Source organism: Duganella dendranthematis (assembly GCF_012849375.1).
In the GTDB taxonomy this organism is placed as follows: domain Bacteria; phylum Pseudomonadota; class Gammaproteobacteria; order Burkholderiales; family Burkholderiaceae_D; genus Rugamonas; species Rugamonas dendranthematis.
Genome location: NZ_CP051684.1, coordinates 283,534 through 306,798 on the forward strand (window position 1 = coordinate 283,534; position 23,265 = coordinate 306,798).

23 protein-coding genes are annotated in these 23,265 nt (G+C 62.5%); 11 read left to right on the top strand and 12 right to left on the bottom strand.

What is annotated here, in order from left to right; all coding sequences use genetic code 11:
- The first annotated feature begins 2 nt into the window (after positions 1-2).
- The 3 genes from HH213_RS01400 to HH213_RS01410 are packed head-to-tail and all read left to right on the top strand — an operon-like array spanning position 3 to position 5,439.
- Complete coding sequence (locus tag HH213_RS01400; RefSeq protein ID WP_169110303.1) at positions 3-1,487, top strand: S1 family peptidase; 1,485 nt, start codon at positions 3-5, stop codon at positions 1,485-1,487.
- Positions 1,484-2,485, top strand: a complete 1,002-nt coding sequence (locus tag HH213_RS01405; RefSeq protein WP_169110305.1) for an FHA domain-containing protein — start codon at positions 1,484-1,486, stop codon at positions 2,483-2,485. Before HH213_RS01400 ends, HH213_RS01405 begins: the two co-directional genes overlap by 4 nt.
- A complete protein-coding gene (locus HH213_RS01410; RefSeq protein WP_169110307.1) occupies positions 2,485-5,439 on the top strand; it encodes a sensor histidine kinase in 2,955 nt (984 codons plus the stop codon). Before HH213_RS01405 ends, HH213_RS01410 begins: the two co-directional genes overlap by 1 nt.
- A gap of 69 nt (positions 5,440-5,508) precedes the next feature.
- Here the strand turns inward: HH213_RS01410 and HH213_RS01415 are convergent, their stop codons facing one another.
- The gene (locus tag HH213_RS01415; RefSeq protein ID WP_169110309.1) at positions 5,509-6,108 is read right to left on the bottom strand and encodes a TetR/AcrR family transcriptional regulator; all 600 of its coding nucleotides are present in this window, start codon (positions 6,106-6,108) and stop codon (positions 5,509-5,511) included.
- Between the two features lie 89 nt (positions 6,109-6,197).
- On the opposite strand from HH213_RS01415, the gene HH213_RS01420 reads away from it, so the two are divergent.
- The gene (locus HH213_RS01420; protein ID WP_169110311.1) at positions 6,198-7,427 is read left to right on the top strand and encodes an MFS transporter; all 1,230 of its coding nucleotides are present in this window, start codon (positions 6,198-6,200) and stop codon (positions 7,425-7,427) included.
- A 4-nt stretch (positions 7,428-7,431) separates the two neighbouring features.
- On the opposite strand, the gene HH213_RS01425 is transcribed toward HH213_RS01420, so the two are convergent.
- The gene (locus HH213_RS01425; protein WP_169110313.1) at positions 7,432-7,737 is read right to left on the bottom strand and encodes a hypothetical protein; all 306 of its coding nucleotides are present in this window, start codon (positions 7,735-7,737) and stop codon (positions 7,432-7,434) included.
- 28 nt (positions 7,738-7,765) lie between these two features.
- A complete protein-coding gene (locus HH213_RS01430; protein WP_169110315.1) occupies positions 7,766-8,671 on the bottom strand; it encodes a LysR family transcriptional regulator in 906 nt (301 codons plus the stop codon).
- Between the two features lie 97 nt (positions 8,672-8,768).
- On the opposite strand from HH213_RS01430, the gene HH213_RS01435 reads away from it, so the two are divergent.
- The 5 genes from HH213_RS01435 (at position 8,769) to HH213_RS01455 (ending at position 13,831) form a co-directional block, all read left to right on the top strand.
- Positions 8,769-9,635, top strand: a complete 867-nt coding sequence (locus HH213_RS01435; protein ID WP_169110317.1) for an NmrA family NAD(P)-binding protein — start codon at positions 8,769-8,771, stop codon at positions 9,633-9,635.
- Positions 9,632-10,357, top strand: a complete 726-nt coding sequence (locus tag HH213_RS01440) for an SDR family oxidoreductase (RefSeq protein WP_169110319.1) — start codon at positions 9,632-9,634, stop codon at positions 10,355-10,357. Before HH213_RS01435 ends, HH213_RS01440 begins: the two co-directional genes overlap by 4 nt.
- 80 nt (positions 10,358-10,437) lie before the next feature.
- A complete protein-coding gene (locus HH213_RS01445) occupies positions 10,438-12,360 on the top strand; it encodes a M61 family metallopeptidase (protein WP_169110320.1) in 1,923 nt (640 codons plus the stop codon).
- A gap of 40 nt (positions 12,361-12,400) precedes the next feature.
- The gene (locus HH213_RS01450) at positions 12,401-13,342 is read left to right on the top strand and encodes an MBL fold metallo-hydrolase (RefSeq protein WP_169110321.1); all 942 of its coding nucleotides are present in this window, start codon (positions 12,401-12,403) and stop codon (positions 13,340-13,342) included.
- A 66-nt stretch (positions 13,343-13,408) separates the two neighbouring features.
- The gene (locus HH213_RS01455) at positions 13,409-13,831 is read left to right on the top strand and encodes a hypothetical protein (protein WP_169110322.1); all 423 of its coding nucleotides are present in this window, start codon (positions 13,409-13,411) and stop codon (positions 13,829-13,831) included.
- Positions 13,832-13,836: 5 nt separating this feature from the next.
- On the opposite strand, the gene HH213_RS01460 is transcribed toward HH213_RS01455, so the two are convergent.
- Positions 13,837-14,508: a DUF6624 domain-containing protein gene (locus HH213_RS01460; protein ID WP_169110323.1), complete on the bottom strand. Its 672-nt coding sequence runs from the start codon at positions 14,506-14,508 to the stop codon at positions 13,837-13,839.
- Positions 14,509-14,651: 143 nt separating this feature from the next.
- Between HH213_RS01460 and HH213_RS30620 the strand changes: the two genes are divergently transcribed.
- Entirely contained in the window at positions 14,652-14,927 is a 276-nt protein-coding gene (locus HH213_RS30620) for a BrnT family toxin (protein ID WP_169110324.1), read from the top strand.
- The gene (locus tag HH213_RS29825; protein WP_217363484.1) at positions 14,854-15,354 is read left to right on the top strand and encodes a DUF433 domain-containing protein; all 501 of its coding nucleotides are present in this window, start codon (positions 14,854-14,856) and stop codon (positions 15,352-15,354) included. The genes HH213_RS30620 and HH213_RS29825 overlap by 74 nt, the downstream gene beginning before the upstream one ends.
- On the opposite strand, the gene ispF is transcribed toward HH213_RS29825, so the two are convergent.
- From ispF to nuoL, 8 genes are read right to left on the bottom strand one after another with little or no spacing between them, the layout of a single operon-like run.
- A complete protein-coding gene (ispF, locus tag HH213_RS01475) occupies positions 15,294-15,782 on the bottom strand; it encodes a 2-C-methyl-D-erythritol 2,4-cyclodiphosphate synthase (protein ID WP_169110325.1) in 489 nt (162 codons plus the stop codon). The genes HH213_RS29825 and ispF overlap by 61 nt on opposite strands.
- A gap of 2 nt (positions 15,783-15,784) precedes the next feature.
- Positions 15,785-16,513 (bottom strand): 2-C-methyl-D-erythritol 4-phosphate cytidylyltransferase, encoded by a 729-nt coding sequence (gene ispD, locus HH213_RS01480; RefSeq protein ID WP_110848923.1) that lies wholly within the window; start codon positions 16,511-16,513, stop codon positions 15,785-15,787.
- Positions 16,514-16,521: 8 nt separating this feature from the next.
- On the bottom strand, positions 16,522-17,211 hold the full coding sequence (locus HH213_RS01485) for a hypothetical protein (RefSeq protein WP_110848924.1): 690 nt from the start codon (positions 17,209-17,211) through the stop codon (positions 16,522-16,524).
- Positions 17,208-17,759: an NUDIX domain-containing protein gene (locus tag HH213_RS01490; RefSeq protein WP_169110327.1), complete on the bottom strand. Its 552-nt coding sequence runs from the start codon at positions 17,757-17,759 to the stop codon at positions 17,208-17,210. Before HH213_RS01490 ends, HH213_RS01485 begins: the two co-directional genes overlap by 4 nt.
- A gap of 34 nt (positions 17,760-17,793) precedes the next feature.
- Positions 17,794-18,099 carry a DUF2818 family protein gene (locus tag HH213_RS01495; protein ID WP_169110329.1) on the bottom strand — a complete coding sequence of 102 codons (306 nt, stop codon included), beginning with the start codon at positions 18,097-18,099 and terminating at the stop codon, positions 17,794-17,796.
- Positions 18,099-19,604, bottom strand: a complete 1,506-nt coding sequence (nuoN, locus tag HH213_RS01500; protein ID WP_110848927.1) for an NADH-quinone oxidoreductase subunit NuoN — start codon at positions 19,602-19,604, stop codon at positions 18,099-18,101. Before nuoN ends, HH213_RS01495 begins: the two co-directional genes overlap by 1 nt.
- A gap of 21 nt (positions 19,605-19,625) precedes the next feature.
- A complete protein-coding gene (locus tag HH213_RS01505) occupies positions 19,626-21,137 on the bottom strand; it encodes an NADH-quinone oxidoreductase subunit M (protein ID WP_110848928.1) in 1,512 nt (503 codons plus the stop codon).
- Positions 21,138-21,168: 31 nt separating this feature from the next.
- Positions 21,169-23,256: an NADH-quinone oxidoreductase subunit L gene (nuoL, locus tag HH213_RS01510; RefSeq protein ID WP_169110331.1), complete on the bottom strand. Its 2,088-nt coding sequence runs from the start codon at positions 23,254-23,256 to the stop codon at positions 21,169-21,171.
- Positions 23,257-23,265: the final 9 nt, after the last annotated feature.

Sequence of the window (23,265 nt, forward strand, 5' to 3'; positions counted from 1 at the left end):
GCATGAAAGTCACCAGGCTCGCTAGTACCCTTGTTTTGATCTGGGCCGCCGCCGGCCATGGCGCGGCCTCCGCTGCCGCCGCTGCTACTGCTGCTGCGCCGGCCCAGCCCGCCGCCAGGCCGCCCGCCGGCCAACCGCCCCACGCGGCGGCGCCCGCAGCTGCGGTGGCGCCAGCTGGCACGCCGCCAGCCGCCTCCGCCGCGCCGGGCGCCGACGCCAATGGCGACGCCGCGCCGTTGCCGCCGCCGTCCAGCGCCGCCCAACACCTGTATGCTTCCGCCAAGAACGACATCCTGCAAGTGCGCTCGCTGCTGAAAAGCGGCCGCACCCAATCCTCGGTCGGCTCCGGCTTTTTGATCGGCACCAGCAACCTGGTGGTGACCAATTACCACGTGGTATCCCAGTTCGCGCTCGATCCCGACACCTACGTCGGCGAGTGGGTCGACACCAGCGGCCAGCGCGGCAATGTGGAACTGCTTGCGGTCGATGTGCTGCACGACCTGGCGGTGCTGCGCGTCAGCCGCAACGGTACCGGCTTCTTCAAGATGCCGCCGCAACTGGCGCGCCTGACGCAAGGCCAGTATTTGTACTCGATGGGCAATCCGCTCGACCTCGGCTTTGCGATTTCGGAAGGCGCCTACAACGGCGTCATCGCGCGCAGCTTTTACGACCAGCTGATGTTCACCGGCCCGATCAACTCCGGCATGAGCGGCGGCCCCAGCGTGACGGCCGACGGTTCGGTGGCCGGCATCAACGTCTCCAAGCGCCTCGACGGCGAACTGGTCAGCTTCCTGGTGCCGGCCCGCTACGCCCAGGACATCCTCAACAAGGTGGAAACCCAGCAGAAAGCGCCGACCGATTTCACCGCCGTGGTGGCCGGCCAGCTGCTGGCGCACCAGACCGCGATGGTCAACCAGCTGCTGTCCAGCCCGCTGAGCTTGAAGCCGATGGGGCCGTATCAAGTGCCGGTGCGCGAATCCGAGCAGATGCGCTGCTGGGGCCGTTCCAACGTCAAGGCCGACAAGCCGTTCACGGTGGACGACGCCAGCTGTGCGATGGAATCGGCGATCTTCGTCAGCGGCTCCCTGCAAACCGGCCAGATCGCGATCCGCCACCAGTTCCTGCGCAGCGCCGGGCTCGACAAGCTGCGTTTCGCCCAGCTGGCCAGCGCCTCGTTCCGCAACGAGCATTTCGGCAGCAACAAGGACTCGCGCCTGACCGGCCCCAACTGCACCGAAGACTTCGTCAAGAACAAGGATCTGCCGCTGCGCGCCGTGCTGTGCGTGCGCGCCTACCGCAAGTTCGCCGGCCTGTACGACTTCGCCCTGCTGACCGCCAGCACCGACCAGGGCTTGATGAGCCTGCAAAGCCGGCTGGATGCGCGCGGCGTCTCGTATGAAAACGGCATGCGCCTGTCGCGCGTATTTCTCGATTCGCTGTCGCTCAAGCCTGTCGCCGACGTGGCGAAGAAAGGCGGCGTCAAATGAAAGCCCCCTACTTCGTCGAAATCCTGGCCCGCAATGGAGACGTGCTGCACCGGCACAAGGTCGCCGCGCTGCCTATCCGCATCGGCCGCGCCTACGACAATGAAATCATCCTGGACGACGCCCACAGCGCCGCCAGCCACGCCATCGTCGAAACCGACCAGCACAACCAGGTGATCTTGCGCGACCTCGGCAGCAAGAACGGCACCATCCACAAAGGCCGTCGCCAAACCAGCATCACGCTGGACGGCGACACCGTGGTGCGGCTCGGCCACACGCGGCTGCGGGTGCGGCCGTCGGACTTTCCGGTGGCGGCGGAAATCGCCGATACCACCATGCATAGCTGGGAAGGCGCGACGCCGGCCACCATCGGCCTGGTGCTGATCGCCATCTTCAGCTGCCTGGAAACCTGGCTTAGCGACGTCGAACCGTTTGCCCTGATCCGCTACCTGCTGGTGCTGGCCTCCAGCCTGGCCGCCGGTTTGCTGTGGGCCGGCGTGTGGGCATTGGCCAACCGCCTGTTCGGCACCCATGCACGGCTCGGCCGCCATTTGTTCATCCTCGGCAGCGCGCTGGCGGTGGTCGGCCTGTGGCGCGGCGGCAGCGCGGTGCTGGCCTATGCCTGGTCGGCCGAATCGCTGACGCGCTACGGCAATCTGGTCACGCTGGCGATTGCCTGCGCGATGATTTTCTTCCACCTGATTACCATCAAGCCGCACCACCCGCGCCGCTTCCTGATCGCCACTACGGTGATGCTGTTGGCCTGTTCGGGACTGGTCGTGTTGAGCAATCTGCAAAGCACCGGCCGCGCTTCCGACGAGCTGTACATGTCGGTGCTGCTGCCGCCGGAAGTGCGCCACAGCGACAACCGCAGCGTCGACCAGTTCCTGGCCAATGCCGCCAAGTTGCAGGCCGGGGTGGATGCCGCCCGCGCGCATGCAGTCAAGGATGGCGCCGACAACGATGATGGCGATGGCGACGAGGATAGCGGCGCCGATTGATGCGAGTTCTGCTGCTTTCCCTGCTGTTGGTACTGGCCATCGCGCGTCCGGCTGCGGCACTCGATGCGCGCATTCCGCTGTCCGACCTCAACCATGCGGCCTGGACCGACAAGGACGGCGTGCCGCAAAACAGCCAAGGCATGGCGCAGACCCGCGACGGCTGGCTGTGGATTGGCAGCAAGGACGGGCTATACCGGTTTGACGGCGTACGATTCGAGCGCTATCCGCTGGCCAACAACCAGATCAACTACCTGCGTGCGCTGCCGAATGGGGACCTGCTGCTGGGTTATTTATTCGACGGCGTCGGCGTGCTCCATGCCAACGGCAAGGTCGAACAGCTGGGCCAGGCCGACTGGCACCAGATTGAATCGCCGCTGGCGATGGACATGGACGCCGAGGGCACAATATGGGCCGCCAGTGACAGCGGCCTGCACCGCTACCGCGCGGGACGCTGGCAGACGGTGTCCACCGGCGCGGAGTGGCACACCGACAACCTCAGCGTGCTGATCGACCAGTACGACCGCGTCTGGGTCGGCAACGGCGAGCATGTGTCGCTGGTGGACCGCGCCGCCGGCCAGCTCAAGCGCTTGCCGGGCGATGCGCTGCGCGGCTTGCTGACACAATCGCCGGATGGCCAGATCTGGACACTGTCGCCGCAAGGCGCGCAGCCGGTGCCGATGCCGCCGACCGGCCAGCAGCTGCCGCGCCGGCCCGAATTCAACCAGCAGGAAGCGCGGCTGCGCGGCCAGTTCGACCGCGACGGCAATTTGTGGCTGCTGCAATGCCCGATCGGCGTATGCCGCATCAGCCGCGAGCAGATCCAGGCCGGCCAGCCGGTGACGCTGGCCGCCGCCAGGCACGACCAGCTCGACCAGCATTGGCAGCTCAGTTCGGTGGCGGTCAATGCCATGCTGGAAGACCGCGAAGGGAATGTCTGGGTGTCCACCCATGCCGGCGTCGACCGCTTCCGCATGAACAAGCTGGTGGCCGCCAACATCCCCAGCCGTTCCGGCGTGTTCAGCATCGCCGCCGATAGCGAGGGCCAGCTGTGGGCTGCCGAATATTCGGACGGCACGCTGTGGAAAGTGACGCCGGGGCAGCCACCGCAAGCGCAGCCGAGGCGTTATGCGCAGGTGCTGGGCAAGGACCGCGACGGCGCCATGCTGCTGGTCGGCAAGCGCGAGATCACGCGCGTGCTGCACGGCGCCACCAGCACCATCGCGCTGCCGACGGCGGGCGGCAAGCCGGCCGATCTGACGGTGCTGGGCGTGCTGGACGACGGCAAGGCGCTGTGGATGATGTCGTTGCAGACCGGCCTGATGGCGCTGGTCGACGGCAAGTGGTTGCCACGCCAGGCCTTCAACCTGCCGCCGCTGATCACCATGTCGGCGCCGGGCGACACCGGCCAGTTGTGGCTGAGCCACAGCGACGGCGGCCTGAGCCTGTACGACAACGGCAAGCTGTCCGAATTCGACATCCGCGTGGTCGGCGCCGAGTCGGGCATTTTCCCGGGCCCGCAACTGGTGGTGGGAGGCGAGCATGGCATCGCCGTGCGGCGCGGCCAGCAGTTCGAGCTGCTGGGGCCGCCCGACGCGGAAGCGCTGCGCAATGTCACCGGCCTGACGCTGCTGCCCAACGGCGACCGCTGGCTGAACGGCGCCAAGGGACTGGTGCGCATCCGCCGCGAGGACTGGGACGCCGCGTTGCGCCAGCCCAGGCTGCCGCTGAAGTTTGATCTGATCGACGCGCAGGAAGGCTATCCTGGCCGCGCCGCCTTCGATAACCGGCTGAGCACGCTGATCAACATCGACAACCAACGCCTGTGGGCGCGCGCCTCCGGCGGCCTGGTGCGGCTGGACCTGGATCAGGTCCAGACCAATCCGGTGCGTCCGAATGTCCAGCTGTTGCGGGTGGAAACCCAGAAAGGCGCCTACCCGGCCGATGGCGCGCTGCATCTGCCGCCCGGTTCGTCCAACCTGACCATCCATTACACCGCGCCGGGCCTGCGCAAGCCGGAAGGCATGCGCTTCCAGTACCAGCTGGAAGGCGTGGACACGGAATGGGAAGACGCCGGCACGCGCCGCGCCGCCTATTACACCAACGTCGGCCCGGGCCAATATGCGTTCCGCGTGCGCGCCGTCAACGAGGATGGCGTGGTCAGCGAATCGACCGCCGTGCTGCCAATCACGATCGCGCCAACCATCGCCCAGACCTGGTGGTTCCGGCTGCTGTGCGCGGCGCTGCTGCTTGGACTGGTCTACGGCCTGCACAAATACCGCCTGAAGATCGCCACCCGCCGCATTACGCACCAAGTGCAGAACCGCATGCAGGCCGGACTGGCGGAGCGCGAACGTATTGCCCGCACGCTGCACGATACCTTCCTGCAAAGCGTGCAAGGGCTGGCGTTGCAGATCCACGCGGTGGCGCAAGACTTGCCCGACGGCGGCCCGGCGCGCACCCGCCTGCAAAAAGTGCTGGGCAGCGCCACCCAGGCGATGGACGAGGGCCGCGCGCAGGTGCAGCAGCTACGCCGGGGCAGCGATCCCGAGCGCAAGCTCCAGCATCTGGGCGAATACCTGACGGTGCTGCATCCGGCCACCCGCTTTGCGCTGGAGATCGAAGGCCAGCGGCGCGCGTTGAGCGTGATCGTGCAGGAAGAATTAAGCGAGATCGGCCAGGAGGCGTTGCGCAACGCCTTCCAGCACGCCGAAGCCACACTGGTGACGGCGGAAATCTGCTACGCCAATGATGTGGTGACGCTGCGCATCGTCGACAACGGCAAGGGCTACGACGAGCAACAGCTGCAAAAAAGCATTCAGCAGGGACACTGGGGCATGCTGGGCATGCGCGAACGCGCGCAAAACCTGGGCGCCAAGCTGATCGTGGTCAGCAAGCCCGACAAAGGCACCTGGCTGGAGCTGAACGTGCCGGCGGAACTGGCCTACCCGCCCTGACTTGGCCAGCGGCCGGCAGGTCAGCAAGCCAGCGGGTCAGCACGCGAGCACGTGGGAATGTAAGCCGCGTCAGGCGCCCGGCCAGCCGCGCAATACCTGATCGACGACTTCCTGCAATTGCTGGCGGGTGGCCCCGGCGCCGGCCTGCACCGCCATGCCGTTGGACATCGTCATCACATAGCGCGCCATCTGGCTGGCGCAGAAATCTTCCGGCAAATCACCCTCGGCCTTGGCGCGGTCGAAGCGGTCGCGCAGGCGCGCTTCCGCGGCGGCGCGGCGCTCGATCAGGGAATTGCGGATCGGCAGCGCATCGTCGCTGCACGCCAGCGCGCCGTTGATGACCAGGCAACCGTGCGGATTCTCCTCCTCGGTCTGGGCATCGGCATTGCCGCGCAGGAAATGCTCGACCACACCGCGCGCGGTTTTCTCTTCCAGCGCAGCGTTGAACAGCGGATCGTGGGTGGCGCCGTAGCGCTCCAGCGCCAGCTTGAACAGGTTCTCCTTGTTGCCGAACACCGCGTACAGGCTGGGCCGGTTCATGCCCATGGCTTCCGTCAGCTCGGGCAAGGAACTGCCTTCGTAGCCCTTTTCCCAGAATACTCTCATGGCTTTATCCAGCGCCTGGTCTGCATCGAAGGTGCGTGGACGGCCGATTTTTCGCTCTTTCATACCGATCGGTTAAATATTTATTGACAAAGTATCTCCTGACGCACATTATGAACCGACCAGTAAAAAACTCAAGCTTTTTCAGGACGATCATGCAAAATCAAACCAACACCCTGGCCACCGAGGCCGAAACCTCACCGTCGCACCACCACTCGCCGTGGCCGGCTGTGATATCGATCGCCATCGGCGCCTTCGCGCTGGTGACCACCGAATTCCTGCCGGTCGGCCTGCTGCCGGCGATTGCCGCCGAACTGGGCGTGACCGAAGGCGTGGCCGGCATGATGGTCACCGTGCCCGGTTTAGTCGCAGCGCTGGCCGCCATCCTGGTCACGGTCGGCATCGGCAAGACCGACCGTCGCTTCGTGCTGTGGAGCCTGACCGGCACCATGCTGGTGTCCAACCTGATCGTCGCCCTGTCGCATTCCTTCCCGCTGGTGCTGTTCGGCCGCGCGTTGCTGGGTATCGGCGTCGGCGGCTTCTGGGCGTTGGGACCGGCGCTTAGCACGCGGCTGGTGCCGCCCGGCTCCGAGCCGCGCGCGCTGTCGATGATTTTTGCCGGCGTTTCCATCGGCACCGTGGCCGGTGTGCCGGCCGGTGCGCTGCTGGGCGAATTGTTCGGCTGGCGCATTGCCTTCCATGCCGGTGGCGTGGTCGCGTTGCTGGTGCTGCTAACGCAAATGCGCCTGCTGCCGTCGCTGCCGGCCAAATCGTCGGTGACCTTCCGCCAGTTGCCGGAAATGCTGCGCGTGCCGAAGGCACGGCTAGGCATTCTCATCACCATGCTGGTGTTCATCGGCCAGTTTGCCGCCTACACCTACATCACCCCGTTCCTCAGCCAGGTGGCGCATCTGGACGCCCGCACCATCAGCATCCTGCTGCTGGTGTACGGCGCGGCCGGCCTGGCAGGTAACGTCATCGGCGGCAAGATCCTGGCGCGCAGCGTGCGTGCCGGCCTGATCACCACTGGCGTGGTGATGGGCCTGTCAACCGCGCTGCTGCCGTTGCTGGGCACCGGCCTGATCGGTGCAACATTGCTGGTCATCGTGTGGGGCATTGCGTTCGGCATGATGCCGATGTCGGTGCAGACCTGGATCTTCCAGGCGGCGCCGCATGCGATGGAAAGCGGCGGCGCGGTATTCGTCACCACCGCGCAGATTGCGCTGGCCAGCGGTGCGCTGGTTGGTGGCGTGGCGGTCGATCATCTGGGTGTATCGAGCGCCATGGTGGTGGGCGGCGTACTGGCACTGGCCATGGCGGCAGTCACCATGCGCTGGGCACAGGACGGCGAACAGCCGGCCACCAAGCTACACGCGGTGCATTAAAGCGTTACAGTCTGACGCGGCGATAAGCGCCGAGGAAGACTTCCGCCTCCTGGTCCGACATCACGTTGATGTCGTCGCCATGCCAGACGTACAGGTACTGCGGACCGCCCAGGCGGTCCGTCAGTTTGGCGTCTACCAGGAAGCTGGTGCCGAGCGGGTAGATGCGGGTGTCGCACATGCGGCGCGAACACTGCACGTTGAGATCCGTCGCATAGGCCTGGCCTGGCATCGGATGGATCTCCACCTGGCCATTCCACTCCTCCGAATGCACCGCTACCTTGCGGTACGCCGTCATATCCCGCGTCGTCATTTGCTACTCCTGCTACTCCTAAAAGCCGTCATGGTAGCAGAGACTGGACAAAGGCCAGGAAGGCCTGCGTCTTGGCCGGCGGATGCTGGCGCGACGGGTACAGCGCATACAGCGGAAAACGTTCGTCCGGCCATGCCGTCAACACCGGCGTCAGGGCGCCGGAACGCAGCAGCGGCTGCACCGCCAGATCGATCACCTGCGCCAAGCCATAACCCGACAGCAGCACGCTCTCCATCGTGCCCGGATCGTTGAGCGTGACCTGGCCGCGTGGATGCACAATGGTCACCTTGCCGCCGCGATGAAACTCCCAGTCGAATGGCCGCCCCGTGACCGGGTTGCGGAAGTGGATGCAGACGTGGTCCGGGCTTTCCAGGTCGGACGGCTTCGTCGGCGTGCCGTGCTTGCGCAGATAGGCCGGCGTGGCGACGGTGAGCACGCGCGTGTCCATCAGCTTGCGGGCGATCAGCGATGAGGTCTGCGGATGACCGAGGCGGACGGCGAGGTCGAAACCATCGCCGACCATATCGCCCAAGTGATCGCGCACAGTCAGGTCCAGCTCCAGTTCCGGATACTGCTTAACAAAGGCGCCCAGCTTTGGACCCAGCAGCAGGCGCGCAAGCAGCGGATCGACATTCACCCGCAGCCGGCCGCGCACCACAACGGCGCCCTCGCCTGCGGACGCCACGGCATCTTCCAACCCCGCCAGCAGTGGATTGATCTGCGCGTAGAAGCGGCGGCCCTCGTCGGTGAGCGACACCTTGCGCGTGGTGCGGTCGAACAGCCGGATATTGAGCCGGGCCTCCAGCCGGGCGACGGCGCGGCTGACGCCCGACTGCGACATCGCCAGCGCCTCGCCAGCGCGCACGAAACTGCCGCTGTCCACAATTGCGGCCAGCACGCGCATACCGTTCACGGTTTTTTCGTCGAATGCCATATATGCCGATTAGTCATCAATGATATGCGTTCCATGCTATCGGAGTATTGGACGTTTTGCAGCAAAATTCTCCCATCAACTTCACAAGGAGAATCAGATGTATGCAATTACCGGTATTACGGGACAAGTCGGTTCGGAGCTGGGCAGGCAATTGCTGGCCGCCGGCCTGCCCGTGCGCGCCGTGGTGCGTGACGCGGCCAAAGGCCAGAGCTGGGCCGCCCACGGCGCCGAAGTCGCGCTGGCCGACATCAACGACGCTGACGCACTGGCCCATGCCTTTATCGGCGCCGAAGCGGTGTTCGTGCTGCTGCCGCCAACCTTCGATCCGACCGAAGGCTTTCCAGAAGCGCGCCGCAGCATCGCCGCCCTGCGCCTGGCACTGGCAACGGCGCGTCCGTCACGGGTTGTCGTACTGTCGACCATCGGCGCGCAAGCCACGCAGCCCAACCTGCTCAATCAGCTGGGCATCATGGAGCGCGAACTCGGTTCGCTGGATCTGCCGGTGACCTTCCTGCGCGCCGCATGGTTTATCGAGAATTACCAGTGGGACGTGCCATCCGCGCGCGCTGGCAGCATCGCCAGCTTCCTGCAACCACTGGAGCGTCCGGTGCCGATGGTGGCCTGCGCCGACATCTCCACGCTGGCGGCCGAGCTGCTGCAACAGACCTGGCAAGGCACCCGCGTGGTCGAACTGGAAGGACCGCAACGCATCAGCCCTGCCGACATCGCCGCCAGCTTCAGCCGCCTGCTGAGCCGCGAAGTGAGCGCGCGCGCCGTGCCACGCGACACCTGGGCCGAGCTGTTTGCGGCGCAAGGCATGACCAATCCAACGCCGCGCATGCAAATGCTGGATGGCTTTAACGAAGGCTGGATCGAGTTCGAAAAAGGGGAAAGCGGGTCGCGCAAAGGCACCGTCACGCTAGACCATGCCATCGCCGGACTGCTGGCGCGGGTGCAGGCATGAGCGGCCGCTTGTATGGTCAGCGCGTGATCGTGCTGGGTGCTTCGTCCGGGATCGGTCTCGCCGTGGCGCGTGAAGCCTTGCGTGAGGACGCGGAAGTCATGATCGTCTCCAGCCAGATGACGCGCATCGAGAAAGCGTTGGCGGTGCTCGGACCCAAGGCCCAAGGCTGCACGGTGGATCTGCGTGACGAAAGCGCGATAGAGCGCTTCTTCAACACCTGCGGCGCATTCGATCACCTGGTCTACACAGCCGGCGACTCGCTACAGCTTGCGCCGCTCCCGGACACCGACTTGCAGACGGCGCGCTCCGCGTTCGAGATCCGCTACTGGGGCGCGATGGCGGCGGCGAAATACGGCGTGCGTAACCTGCGGCCGGGCGGTTCGCTGACCTTCACCACCGGCATCGCGGCACAAAAACCGCACGCCAACTGGACGCTGGTCGCCAGCGTGTGCGGCGCAGTGGAAGCCTTGACGCGCGCGCTGGCGGTGGAACTGGCGCCCATTCGCGTCAATGCGGTATCGCCAGGCGTGGTAGCGACCAATCTGTGGTCGGGCATGACGGAAGAAGCCTGCCAGCGCATGTACGCTGACCTGGCCGCAAAGCTGCCGGTGGGCCGCGTCGGCTCGGCGGAGGACGTCGCGGCGGCCTACCTGTTCCTGATGACCAGCGGCTTCGCCACCGGCCAGGTGCACACCGTCGACGGCGGCGGCGTGCTGGTGTAACTGAACGCCCGCGCTAATGGCTTTACACCGCGCGGGCGTACAGATATTCTTGGCGTCCCGTGGATTTCATTTGGCGTGCAATGAACAAGCTGCTGCTCCCTCTTCTCACCTTGGCTTGCGTGATTCCTGCGTATGCCAGCGTTGGCCCGCAACCGGCGCCTGCGGCTCCTGCCATCGCCGCGCCGCGTGATATTCCGTTTAAAGGTGACATTACGCTCAAGGTCGACGCTTCAGACAGCGTGCATAAAATCTTCCGCGTGCGCGAGACCATTCCGGTACAGAAGGCAGGCGCCATGGTGCTGCTGTATCCGCAGTGGGAAACCGGCAGTCATTCGGCCACGCAGGAAGCGGCGGCGCTGGCGGGCCTGATCATCAAAGCCGGCCAGCGCAGGCTGGAATGGCGGCGCGATGTCGTCAACCCGTTTGCGTTCCATATCGACGTTCCCGCCGGCACGCGCGAGCTGGAACTGGAATTCCAGTACCTGCCCGCAGCGAACGGCCCTAAACTCATTTCGCGCGACATGCTGACGCTGCCCTGGTCCAAGGTGGCGCTCTACCCTGCCGGCTGGTTCATTCGCAATATCGGCGTGCAGGCGGAGTTGACGATGCCCGAGGGCTTCCAGTTCGCCACCTCGCTGGAAACGGCGCAGGCGAACGCCAATCGCGTCTCGTTCAAGCCGGCCAGCTTCGAGGATCTGGCCGACGCGCCGGTGTACGCTGGCCGCTACTACAAGCGTGTAGAGCTAACCAATGCACCGGCCATCCCGGTGCGCCTGAATATGTTCGGCGATAACGACGCTGCGCTGGACCTGCCGCCCGCGCTGGTGGAAAAATTCCGCGCGATGGCGACGGCGGTGCCGCAGTTATTCCGTTCGCAGCACTATCGCCACTTCGATCTGCTGATGTCCCTGTCCGACGTGATGCCGTCCGGAGGTGGCGTCGAGCATCAGGAATCGACCGAGATCAACGTCTCCGCCAACTACGCGCGCGATGTGGGCGAACAGGTCTTGATGGCCAATCTGGTGGCGCATGAATTTATCCATTCGTGGAATGGCCGCACGCGACAGCCGGCCGATTTGTGGTCGCCCAACCTGAACCTGCCGATGCGCGGCAGCCTGCTGTGGGTGTACGAAGGCCAGACCGAATTCTGGGCCCACGTCATGTCGCGGCGCCTTGGCTTGCGCACGATGGAGCAAAGCCTGGATGCGCTGGCGGTCGACGCGTCGCTGATGGCCAATCGTCCGGGGCGCGTGTGGAAGTCGCTACAGGACAGCACCGTCGATGCGCTGTACATGCCGGCCAAGCCAGTCCACTGGCGCGACTGGCAGCGGCGCGAGGACTACTACCCGGAAGGTGTGATGCTGTGGCTGGATGTCGACATGCTGCTGCGTGAACTGAGCGGCGGTCGGAAAAGCATGCTCGATTTTGCCGCCACCTTCTTCGGCCTGGGGCAGAATTCCCGCACCATCTCCACCTACACTTTCGACGACGTGTGCAAGGCCTTGAACCAGATTGCACCATACAACTGGGCGGCGTATTTCAACACGCGCCTGAACGCGCATGACGACACGCATCTGCTGGATGGCCTGAAGCGTGGCGGCTATCAGCTGGTGTACACCGACCAGCCGACCGATTTCTTCGTGCAGCACGAAGCGGACCTGGGCGGCATTGACCTCTCCACTTCGCTGGGACTGGTGATCGGCAAAAAAGGCGCGGTGAAAAGCGTGGCGTGGGAAAGCCCCGCCTTCAAGGCCGGCATCAGCCTTGGCACCCGTCTGACGGCCGTCGCGGGCAAGCCGTACACGGACGATCTGCTCAAACAAGCCATCCGCGATGCCGCTGCCAGCAAACAGCCAATCGAACTATCCTTCGACGCCGACGGCGCATCGTACACCGTCAGCATCGCCTACTTCGAGTCCCTGCGCTACCCGCGACTTCAACGGATTTCCGGCACAGCAGACCGCCTGCAAAGTCTCCTGGCGCCGTCCTCAGAAAACCAATAAGGATATGCGCAAATAGACTTGGTAAAAGAATGGCCATCGCGTGACAATCGATCGATCCGTATCGTTCTCCAAAGGATCTGAAATGAAGTTGCTACGCTTGATGGTTTTGCTGGCAGGCCTGTCCTGCCTTTTTCCCGTACACGCTGATGAGAACCCAGCGCGCGTCACAGTGATCTTTGACGCGTTCGGCAAACCATCGAACCTGGAGCGTGGCTGGGGCTATTCGGCGCTGGTGGAGTACGGCGGCAAACGGATTTTGTTTGACGCGGGCGGCCAGTATCAGGCCTTTGCGGACAATGTACGCAAGCTGAATATCGACCTGAAGACGCTGGACTTCGTCGTCATCTCGCATCGGCACGGCGACCATACTGGCGGACTGGCGTATGTGCTGGAGCAGAATCCCCATGTGAAGATTTATGCGCCGCTGGAAACCGGCTCATTCGGTACGCCGCCATCTCCTCCTGCGGCCAAGGCGTTGCTGCGCAATGCCGCCGGCATCACTCCCGACCTGCGCTATTTCAACGGCAAACCACCGGAAAACCTGACCATCGATTCGCCATGGCCAAACACCAAATTCACATTGATCGATAAGTCGGTAGAAATCGCACCGGGGCTGTTTTTGGTGAAGACGGTTTCTGACAGCAAAGGCACACTGGAGCTGAACGAACTATCTTTGGCGATCAAGACGCCGAAGGGCTTGGCGGTTGTGGTCGGCTGTTCGCATCCTGGCATCGAACGAATTCTGGAAGCGGCGGCGCAGTACGATACGCAGCTCTACACCATCGTCGGCGGTCTGCATCTGGTCGACAAGAGCGACCAGCAGGTCAGCGAAGTAGTCAACAATTTCAAATCGCGCTGGCATATCGAACGCGTCGCCGCCGGCCACTGCACGGGCGAATTCGCGCAGGTTGAACTGGAGCGGATTTTCGGCGACCATCACGACCACTCCGGCATTGGCGAAGTCATCCCTCTGCCCCGATAACTGAAAACAATTGCATACGGCATTACAATGAGATAGTATCTTTTTACTAACTCATTGGAGGCTCTTATGAAAATAATCGCTTCACGCCTGGCCGCTGCGGCACTCTGCTTTTCCGTCGCGTCCGCTTCTGCCCAGCAACAAGAGCAAGCGCTCAGCGCTGCCGCAGCGGCTGATCCCATTGGGAGCGTAACGGTCAAGGCGCGGCGCTATCACATGGAGCCGCAGGACTTCAAGGCGTTCGAGTACGAGTACGTGCTGAATAACGGCGACATCGTGCGCTTCAGCCGCCGGGTCGGCCGTTTCTATATAGGACTCAGGGGCAAGCCCACTGTGGAAATCTTCCCCACGTCCCCCGACCAGTTCGTCTCCAAGGACGGCGCCCAGCTGATCTTCACCGAAGGCGGCGACGCGCTGGACATCGATCATTACGAGACGCTGCAAGCCTCATTTGGCGTGCCGGTCACCACCGCAACGGCGACGCCAAAATAAGTTGGCTAACGGCCCACCGCTGGGGGGCAATCAGCCGGGATAAAACGCCGGCGGGCTTCTGCCTCGTATTCTTCCAGACTTTGCAGCCCAATCGCCAGGCGGCGACGGTTGACCAGTTTCCGATCATCCACCGGATCGAGTACCAGGTGGCAGCGATCCGTCAGCGAGAATTGCGTTCCATACTCTTGTGGGCGGCCTTCGTTGGTGGCAATGCGATCGGCAAGGTAGGCAACATCGAGCGGTGCGGCAATGCCTGCTTTGACTGAAGCTTCCAGCAGTTCCTTTGCACTGCGTTGAAACGCGAGGTCGCTATCCGCATGCTGGGCTAGCAACCAGGCGGCATGGCTGCCCTTTGTGGTCTTGGGCCACCCGCACGCTGCGACGATCGCTTTCAGGTGTTGCAGATTCTCGCTATCGATGACCATCTGGCGCTTTTGCACACGCTCCTGTTCAGCGGCAGTGGCCTGTTGATGCAGCGCTTGCCGAATTTTCTGGTCGCCACCCGCCAGCTCGTTCAAGCGAGTACTGACGGCATCACAATGAATGGTTTGCGCACTGGCCTGCAAAGCAAAAGCAAAAGCAAACCAGCCTAAAAAGATGAATCGATTCTTCACAAAACTCCTAAACCGCTTGAAGGCATTCTTGGCGTACGCAGCCGTCATGCGAAGAGCTGGCATGACTTCATCTCCAGGATATCAAATCACGCACCTTTGATCCAAACTAAAGATCAGGCAAACAGCAAGCGGACGATGGTGAAGATGCCCTGAGTCCGCTGGCTTTTCAGTCCGCTTGAAGGATATCGTCAAGCCGCTACACTGAAATGACTATCTATACATGGGACGCAGCTAAGCGCAAGAGCAATCTGCGTAAGCACGGCCTGGACTTCGCCGACGCTTGTGCTGTGCTTGAAGCTGAAGCACTCGTCATTGAAGATTTCCGCCATGACTACGGCGAACAACGCTACAACGCTTACGGCTGGTGGAACGCCCAGATCGTATGCATCACTTACACGGAGAGGCGCAATGGACTACGAATCATTTCATTCAGAAAAGCCACTCGACAAGAATCAAGAAGATACCTTCGACGATCAGGATAGCTGGTTTAATGCGATGCCCAATCACGACGACGAAATCATCATTGATGAGGATGGGCCGGAATATGATCCGAGGTATTTTGGTGAGCCGGTACATTACTTTAACGGTCGCGTGATTCCGCCCCGTCAATCGCCGCTGGACCCTTTTGATCCTGCGGTGCTGGCGTTTATGAAATCGATCACGCCATTGGTGCAGATGGAGCCGGACATCCTCGGCGGCATGCCAGTTTTCAAAGACACGCTAGTGCCGGTCAAGCGGATGTTCGACTATTTGTTGGCGGGACGGCCGATGGCGGACTTCCTCCGTGACTATCCCGCCGTGTCGCGCGACGTGGCGGTCGCCGTGCTGGAAAACGATGCGACGATTTTTTATGAGGCAATCAGCAAAGCGATGGATTCAGCAGCGATGCCTTCTTCACGTCCGAGGTAACCCAGCTTCTCATTGGTCTTGGCCTTGACGTTGACCTGGCTGATGTCCACGCCCAAATCCTCGGCGATGTTGGCGCGCATCGATGGGATGTGCGGCGCCATCTTCGGACGCTGGGCGATGATGGTGCAGTCGATGTTGCCGATACTATAGCCGGTCGCCACCACACGCCTGGCGGCCTCCTTCAACAGCTTGCGCGAGTCGGCGCCTTTGAATTCTGGATCGGTGTCTGGGAAGTGTTTGCCGATGTCGCCCAGGGCAGCGGCGCCCAGGATCGAGTCGGTGATCGCGTGCAGCAGCACGTCGGCATCCGAGTGGCCCAGCAGGCCGACGTGGTGCGGGATGTCTACGCCGCCGATAATCAGTTTGCGGCCTTCCACCAGCGCGTGGCAGTCATAGCCTTGACCGATGCGGAATGGGAGTTTGCTCATGTTTAGTCTTCCTTGTTAGCCAGGTACATTTCGGCGATGCGGATGTCCGCTGGCAGCGTTACTTTTAAATTCCGTGGATGGCCTTCGATCAGGCGCGGTGCATGGCCCAGCATTTCGACGGCGCTGGCGTCGTCGGTGATCGCATTGGCGTCGGGAGCGCTGCCCAAGGCGCGCAGCAGCAATCCGTAGCTGAACATTTGTGGCGTTTGCGCGGCCCACAGGCCATCGCGTGGCACGGTGGCGGCGCTGGTTCTTGAGCCGTCCGTCGCGGGGGCGCTGCGCTTGATGGTGTCGACTACCGGCATGGCCAGCAATCCGCCGGCCGGATCATCGCCGACGCCGTCGATCAGTTTGGCGATCAAGGCCGGCGTCAGACCGGGACGCGCGGCGTCGTGCACCATGACGAGGTCGTACTGATCGAGCACGCCAGTCAGCGCACGCAGGCCGTTCAGCACCGAGTCCATGCGCGTGGCGCCGCCGACGCGCAGCACCGTCACGCCGTCCAGGTTCGACGGCAGCACCGAGTCGATCACGCCATCGTCCGGGCTGACGACGACGTAGGTATGCGTCACCAGCGCGGAAGCGCGAAACGCGTCCACCGCATGTCGCAGCATCGGTTTGCCGCCGACAGTCAGGTATTGTTTCGGCCCGTTGGCCGCCATGCGCGCGCCAACGCCAGCGGCAGGCAGCAGCGCAAAGTAGCGCGGTGGTTGTTGAGTTGTTGCTGTCATCAGTTTCTCTATTTACGGCGGCGATTCACGATCGCCGCTATCTCGCCGTTGCAGGTCTGGGCCAGGCGTGCGTATTCCTGCGGCGTGTCGATCCTGGCCTGTTCGAGCTTGCCCTTGTCGAATTCCGCCTGGATGAACGGGAACCAGGTACCGTTGATTTCGTGCTCCAGCGCCGACATGGCGGTGCCGGACGGCGCGTACATCGGCTGCCCGGCAAAACGCTTGTTTAACGCCGCCGTCACCACTTTTTCCACCCGCGCCAGATTGTCCATGTAGGCTTTCAGGTGGCGCTGCTCGTGCGTCAGGATTTCCTTGTACGCGCAGGTGCCCGGCGCAAACTCGTTGCCGACATAGATCAGCACCGGCGAATAATTCAGCTGGATCGTCACGCGCGGCGCCACGCATTCGTAGCCGCTGGCCGGGTCTTGCAGAATCGGCCCGCCCAGCGTGGCGCGGTAAACGCCATTGGTGACCGTCAGCCCGAGTGTCTGCATGCGGTTGTCCATGCTGCCGGTGCGCGCAGTCAATGCGCGGTATGGCAGCTGGTTGTTGACGGTGAAGCCGTTCTGCTTCGACGACAGCACCGATACCGTCTTGCTGATCGTGTCTTCGCAGCGAATCTGGAATGGCGTGCGTTGCTGCGCCGCTTGCGCGCTACCAGCGGCAAGCATCAGCAAACACGCCATCCACGGTTTCATAGCTTCCAGTCGCCCGCGCGCAGCTTGTCCAGCCAGAAGATGCCGATCACAGTCTTGACGTCGGTGATCTTGCCTTCGCGGACCCATTGCAGCAGTTCGTCGATGGTGGCGGTGAAGGTTTCGAGAAACTCGCCTTCATCCAGTTTGGCCGGGCCGGCTTTCAGGCCGCGCGCCAGGTACAGGTCCAGGTGCTCGTCGGAATAGGCGATGGCGTTATGGATTTTGCTGACGAACTGCCATTCGCCGCCGGTGTAGCCGGTTTCCTCTTCCAGCTCGCGCTTGGCGGCGACCAACGGGTCTTCACCCTTGTCGATTTTCCCGGCCGGGAATTCGATGAAGACGTCATGCAATGGGTAGCGATATTGGCGCTCCATCAGCACCGTGCCGTCGTCCAGCAACGGCAGAATCACCACTGCACCGGGGTGCAGGATGTATTCACGCTTGGTGTGCTTGCCGTTGGGGAGTTCTATGATGTCGCGCTGCACCTTCAGGAAATGGCCGTTGTAGACCAGTTCACCGTCGATGCGCGTTTCTTTGAGGTTGTCCATCCCTGCTCCACGATCGTATGAGAACGATAGTGTATCAGCCGTGAGGCTTGCGCAGGTAACGGACGATGAATCCCGGAAAACCGAGAACCACAAACAGGCAGCCGGAGATTGCGTAGAACTCCCACGCCTGCGGGAAGCGGACGCCGATATTGGCTTCGAGGGCGAAGCCAATAAAACCGACCACCATGTACAGTGCCGTCATTTCCAGCAGCCGGATGTACAGCGGCTTGCGCTGCCATTTGGCGCCGACCACGGCGAACAGGCGGTCGTTGAAGAACGGCAGGTTGGCGGCCGCGAGTGCAATCGCGATCACCAACCAGCCGGCGGTGGAGGTATCCATCAGGTCGCGAGGGTCGCTTTGATGGCGGCCATGCAGGCTTTCAGCATGCCTTCTGGCATAACACCCAGCGCAACGACGGCCAGGCCGTTGATGCTCAGTACCAGCTTCATGTCGAACGGGGCGACGATCGGCGCGGTATCGACCGGCTCGTCAAACCACATGGTCTTGATGACGCGCAGATAGTAGAACGCACCAATCAGCGAGAACATCACGGCGAAGATGGTCAGCCACAGTTGGCCGGTGGCCAGCACCGAGTTCAGTACAGCGAACTTGGCGGCAAAGCCCATCATCGGTGGCACGCCAGCCAGCGAGAACAGCAGGATGGTCATCACCAGCGCGAACCAGCCATTACGCTTGCTCAGGCCCTTGAAGTCGGCCAGGTTGTCGGCGTCGAAGCCGGCGCGCGAGGCCAGCATCAGCGTGCCGAAGGTACCGACGGTGGTCAGCACGTAGGTGATCACGTAGTACATCGAGGCGCTGTAGGCAGCGTCGCGGCCGGTCACGTCGGTGGTGCCCGCCACGCCCGACAGCAGGCCCAGCAGCACGAAGCCGATTTGTGCGATGGTCGAGTACGCCAGCATACGCTTGATGTTGGTCTGGGCGATGGCGGTCAGGTTACCGATCGCCAGCGACAGCACGGCCAGCACCATCAGCATCTGCTGCCAGTCGAAGGCCATCGGCATCAGGCCTTCCACCAGCAGGCGGATGCAGATCGCGAAGGTAGCGATTTTCGGTGCGCCGCCCAGCAGCAGGGTCACGGCGGTTGGCGAACCGTCGTAGACGTCCGGCACCCACATGTGGAATGGCACGGCGCCCAGTTTGAACGCCAGGCCGGCTACCAGGAACACCAGGCCGAAGATCAGGATGGTTTTGTTGATGGTGCCGCTGGCTGCCGCTGCCGAGATCTGGGCGATGTCCAGCGTGCCGGTCGCGCCGTACAGCATCGACATACCGTACAGCAGGAAGCCCGACGCCAGGGCGCCCAGCACGAAGTACTTCATCGCCGCTTCGGTCGCGCGCACGTTGTCGCGACGGATCGCCACCAGTGCGTACAGCGACAGGGACATCAGTTCCACGCCCAGGTAGATCGACAGCAGGTTGGAACCCGAGATCATCACCATCTGGCCCATCATGGCGAACAGCGCCAGCACGTAGAACTCGCCGCCCAGGTTACCGCTCAGCATGTCGCGGTCCGCCGCGTACTGGCGCGAATACACCAGCGTCATGCCCACGGTCAGGTAGGTGAACAGTTTCAGCAGGTTGGCCATCGGATCGGAGACGAACATACCGTGGAAGGTATAGGTCGTCGTACCGGCGGCGTAGTCGTGGTAGCTGATGCCGGCCAGGACCACCAGCATCAGCAGCGACAGCGCGTAGGTGAACGAACGCTGCGCCTTGGTCAGGAACATATCGATCAGCAGGATCGCCGAGGCGCCGATCAATAACGCGATCTCGGCGTAGGCCGGGACCAGGTTCACGGCCTCTTGTGGAATAGGTGTAGTCATTTATGCGTTTCCGTTTTCTTCTTAATGCGCCGGGAACGGCAGCTTGCTCTGTGCAACGTGTGCCAGCAGGTCCGCAACCGAGGTTTGCATGGTGTCGGTGAATGGGGCTGGGTACAGGCCCATGGCCAGCACGCAGACTGCCAGAATGCCCAGCATCAGGAATTCACGGCCATTCAGATCAACCAGCTCGGCGACGTGGTGGTTGGCCACTTTGCCGAAGATGACGCGCTTGGCCATCCACAGCGAGTACGCTGCGCCGAAGATCAGCGCGGTGGCTGCCAGCAGGCCGATCCAGAAGTTGTACTGGGTGGCGCCCAGGATCACCATGAACTCGCCGACGAAACCGGAGGTCGCTGGCAGGCCGCAGTTGGCCATGGAGAACAGGATGAAGAAGGCGGCGAAACGCGGCATCTTGTTGACCACACCACCGTAGTCGGCGATCTGACGCGAGTGCGCCTGGTCGTACAGTACGCCGATGCACAGGAACATCGCGGCCGACACGAAGCCGTGCGAGATCATTTGCATGATGGCGCCCTGGGTGGCCATGCTGTTGAAGACGAAGAAGCCCAGGGTGACGAAGCCCATGTGCGCGATCGACGAGTAGGCGACTAGCTTCTTCATGTCTTTCTGGACCAGTGCCACCAGGCCGACGTAGATCACGGCGATCAGCGACAGGGTGATGACGAAGCCCGACAGGTAGTGCGAGGCGTCCGGGGTGATCGGCAGCGAGAAGCGGATGAAGCCGTACGCGCCCAGTTTCAGCATGATCGCGGCCAGCACGGCGGAACCGCCGGTTGGCGCTTCCACGTGGACGTCCGGCAGCCAGGTGTGGACCGGGAACATCGGTACCTTGACGGCGAACGCCATGAAGAAGGCGAAGAAGATGGCGACCTGCTCGGTCATCGTCAGCGGCGCCTTGTGCCAGTACAGAATGTCCCAGCTACCGGTGACTTTGTACAGGTAGATGATGGCAACCAGCGTCAGCAGCGAACCGAAGAAGGTGTACAGGAAGAACTTGAACGAGGCGTAGACACGGTTGTCGCCGCCCCAGATACCGATGATGATGTACATCGGGATCAGGGTCGCTTCAAAGAAGAAGTAGAACAGCAGGCCGTCCATGGCGCAGAACACGCCGATCATCAGGCCGGACAGGATCAGGAACGCGCCCATGTACTGGGCCACGCGTTTCTGGATCACCTGCCAGGCCGAGATCACCACGATGATGGTGATAAAGGCGGTCAGCGGCACGAACCACAGCGACAGGCCGTCGATGCCCAGCGAGTAGAAGATGTTGAAGCGCTCGATCCACGCCGATTTCTCGACGAACTGCATGCCGTGCGCGGCATTGTCAAAGTGCGTGACCAGCGGGATCGTCGCGCCGAAGCTGACGATGGACGCGATCAGCGTCAGCACGCGGGTAAAGCCGGCGTTGCTGTCGCGCCCCACTGCCAGGACGATCAGGCCGAAAATAATCGGGAGCCAGATCGCCAGGCTCAGGTACGGAGGTAGAGTAGATATGGTTTGCTGCATCATGGTTATCGTTATCTCTTTGCGTATCAGCTAATTAAGCGTGCCAAAACGGCAGGAAGTAGACCAGGAACCCCAGAATGCCGAGGATCATGACGAACGCATAGTGGTAGATGTAACCAGTCTGCGCCAGGCGGGTCAGCGAAGAGAACCAGCCCACTACTTTGGCGCTGCCGTTGACCAGCAGGCCGTCGATCAGGGTCTTGTCGCCGATTTTCCACAGGCCTTCGCCCAGCAGACGGGCGCCGCCTGCAAACACTACCTGGTTGAACTTGTCCAGGTAGTACTTGTTGTCCAGCAGCGTGTGCACTGCCTTGAACTTGGCGAAGAACCATGCCGGTACGCGTGGATTGATCATGTAGCAGTAGTACGACGATGCCACGCCCAGGATCGCCAGCCACAGCGGCAGCGAGGTCAGCGAGTGGATCGCCATGGCCAATGGACCGTGGTATTCCTCTTTCAGCAGTTCCATCGCGTGGTGGTTTTCGCCGATGTAGATCACATTCTTGAAGAAGTCGCCGAACAGCATCGGGCCGATGGCCAGCGCGCCGATGATGACCGATGGAATGGCCAGCATCACCAGCGGGAACCAGACCACGAATGGCGATTCATGCGGTTTCTGACCTGGGGCCAGACCGTGGTGAGCGTGGTCGTCTTCCTCTTCCTCATGGTGCGCGTCGGAATCGTGAGCGTGGTCGTCGTGCGCGGCGGCATGGTGGTCGTCATGACCATGCGCATGCGCCTGGCCGAAACGCTCTTTACCGTGGAACACCAGGAAGTACATACGGAACGAGTAGAACGCGGTCACGAACACGCCAGCAAGTACGGCGAACTGCGCGAAGCCGGCGCCCCAGATATGGGTCTCGCCCACTGCTTCGATGATCGAGTCTTTCGAGTAGAAGCCCGAGAAGAACGGCGTGCCGATCAGTGCCAAGGAACCCAGCAGCGAAGTGATCCAGGTGATCGGCATGTATTTACGCAGGCCGCCCATGTTGCGGATGTCTTGATCGTGGTGCATGCCGATGATGACCGAACCGGCGCCCAGGAACAGCAGTGCCTTGAAGAACGCGTGCGTCATCAGGTGGAACACGGCCACCGAGTACGCCGACGAACCCAGCGCCACCGTCATGTAGCCCAGCTGCGACAGCGTCGAGTAAGCCACCACGCGCTTGATGTCGTTCTGGATGATGCCCAGGAAGCCCATGAACAGCGCGGTGATCGAACCGATGACCAGGATGAAGCTCAGCGCGGTGTCCGACAGTTCGAACAGCGGCGACATGCGCGACACCATGAAGATGCCAGCGGTAACCATGGTTGCCGCGTGGATCAGTGCGGAAATCGGGGTTGGACCTTCCATCGAGTCCGGCAGCCAGACGTGCAGCGGGAACTGCGCCGATTTACCCATCGCGCCGATGAACAGGCAGATGCAGGCCACGGTCAGCAGCATCCAGTCGGTGCCTGGCAGAGTCAGCAGAGCCAGCGCTTCGCGCTTGGCGAACACCTCCTGGTAATTCATCGAACCACCGTAGGCCAGCAGCAGGCCGATACCCAGGATGAAGCCGAAGTCACCCACACGGTTGACCAGGAAAGCCTTCATGTTGGCGAAGATCGCGGTTGGACGGGTGTACCAGAAGCCGATCAGCAGGTACGACACCAGGCCCACCGCTTCCCAGCCGAAGAACAGCTGCAGGAAGTTGTTCGACATCACCAGCATCAGCATGGAGAAGGTGAACAGCGAGATGTATGAGAAGAAGCGGTTGTAGCCTTCGTCTTCCGCCATGTAGCCGATGGTGTAAATGTGCACCATCAGCGACACGAAGGTCACCACGCACATCATCATCGCCGACAGCGAGTCGATCTGGAAGCCGACTTCCATTTTCATGCCGGCCACGGTCATCCAGTTATAGATGGTGCCGTTGAAGGTTGCGCCGTTGAGCACGTCGTTCAGCGTCATCGCCGAAATAATGAATGCCACCAGCACGCCCAGGATGGTCGCCGCGGTCGCGGTCTTGCGACCGACCACGTTGCCGAAGAATTTCGTTCCCAACAAGCCCGCCACCGCCGCGCCCGCGAGGGGCGCCAGTGGTATGACCAGCAGGAGATTAGGGTTAAGAGTAACCGCCATGATGAACCT

Coding starts and splice junctions, on each gene's coding strand:
- HH213_RS01400 (WP_169110303.1), top strand. CDS start 3: ATGAAAGTCACCAGGCTCGCTAGTACCCTTGTTTTGATCTGGGCCGCC.
- HH213_RS01405 (WP_169110305.1), top strand. CDS start 1,484: ATGAAAGCCCCCTACTTCGTCGAAATCCTGGCCCGCAATGGAGACGTG.
- HH213_RS01410 (WP_169110307.1), top strand. CDS start 2,485: ATGCGAGTTCTGCTGCTTTCCCTGCTGTTGGTACTGGCCATCGCGCGT.
- HH213_RS01415 (WP_169110309.1), bottom strand. CDS start 6,108: ATGAAAGAGCGAAAAATCGGCCGTCCACGCACCTTCGATGCAGACCAG.
- HH213_RS01420 (WP_169110311.1), top strand. CDS start 6,198: ATGCAAAATCAAACCAACACCCTGGCCACCGAGGCCGAAACCTCACCG.
- HH213_RS01425 (WP_169110313.1), bottom strand. CDS start 7,737: ATGACGACGCGGGATATGACGGCGTACCGCAAGGTAGCGGTGCATTCG.
- HH213_RS01430 (WP_169110315.1), bottom strand. CDS start 8,671: ATGGCATTCGACGAAAAAACCGTGAACGGTATGCGCGTGCTGGCCGCA.
- HH213_RS01435 (WP_169110317.1), top strand. CDS start 8,769: ATGTATGCAATTACCGGTATTACGGGACAAGTCGGTTCGGAGCTGGGC.
- HH213_RS01440 (WP_169110319.1), top strand. CDS start 9,632: ATGAGCGGCCGCTTGTATGGTCAGCGCGTGATCGTGCTGGGTGCTTCG.
- HH213_RS01445 (WP_169110320.1), top strand. CDS start 10,438: ATGAACAAGCTGCTGCTCCCTCTTCTCACCTTGGCTTGCGTGATTCCT.
- HH213_RS01455 (WP_169110322.1), top strand. CDS start 13,409: ATGAAAATAATCGCTTCACGCCTGGCCGCTGCGGCACTCTGCTTTTCC.
- HH213_RS01460 (WP_169110323.1), bottom strand. CDS start 14,508: ATGCCAGCTCTTCGCATGACGGCTGCGTACGCCAAGAATGCCTTCAAG.
- HH213_RS30620 (WP_169110324.1), top strand. CDS start 14,652: ATGACTATCTATACATGGGACGCAGCTAAGCGCAAGAGCAATCTGCGT.
- HH213_RS29825 (WP_217363484.1), top strand. CDS start 14,854: ATGGACTACGAATCATTTCATTCAGAAAAGCCACTCGACAAGAATCAA.
- ispF (WP_169110325.1), bottom strand. CDS start 15,782: ATGAGCAAACTCCCATTCCGCATCGGTCAAGGCTATGACTGCCACGCG.
- ispD (WP_110848923.1), bottom strand. CDS start 16,513: ATGACAGCAACAACTCAACAACCACCGCGCTACTTTGCGCTGCTGCCT.
- HH213_RS01485 (WP_110848924.1), bottom strand. CDS start 17,211: ATGAAACCGTGGATGGCGTGTTTGCTGATGCTTGCCGCTGGTAGCGCG.
- HH213_RS01490 (WP_169110327.1), bottom strand. CDS start 17,759: ATGGACAACCTCAAAGAAACGCGCATCGACGGTGAACTGGTCTACAAC.
- HH213_RS01495 (WP_169110329.1), bottom strand. CDS start 18,099: ATGGATACCTCCACCGCCGGCTGGTTGGTGATCGCGATTGCACTCGCG.
- nuoN (WP_110848927.1), bottom strand. CDS start 19,604: ATGACTACACCTATTCCACAAGAGGCCGTGAACCTGGTCCCGGCCTAC.
- HH213_RS01505 (WP_110848928.1), bottom strand. CDS start 21,137: ATGATGCAGCAAACCATATCTACTCTACCTCCGTACCTGAGCCTGGCG.
- nuoL (WP_169110331.1), bottom strand. CDS start 23,256: ATGGCGGTTACTCTTAACCCTAATCTCCTGCTGGTCATACCACTGGCG.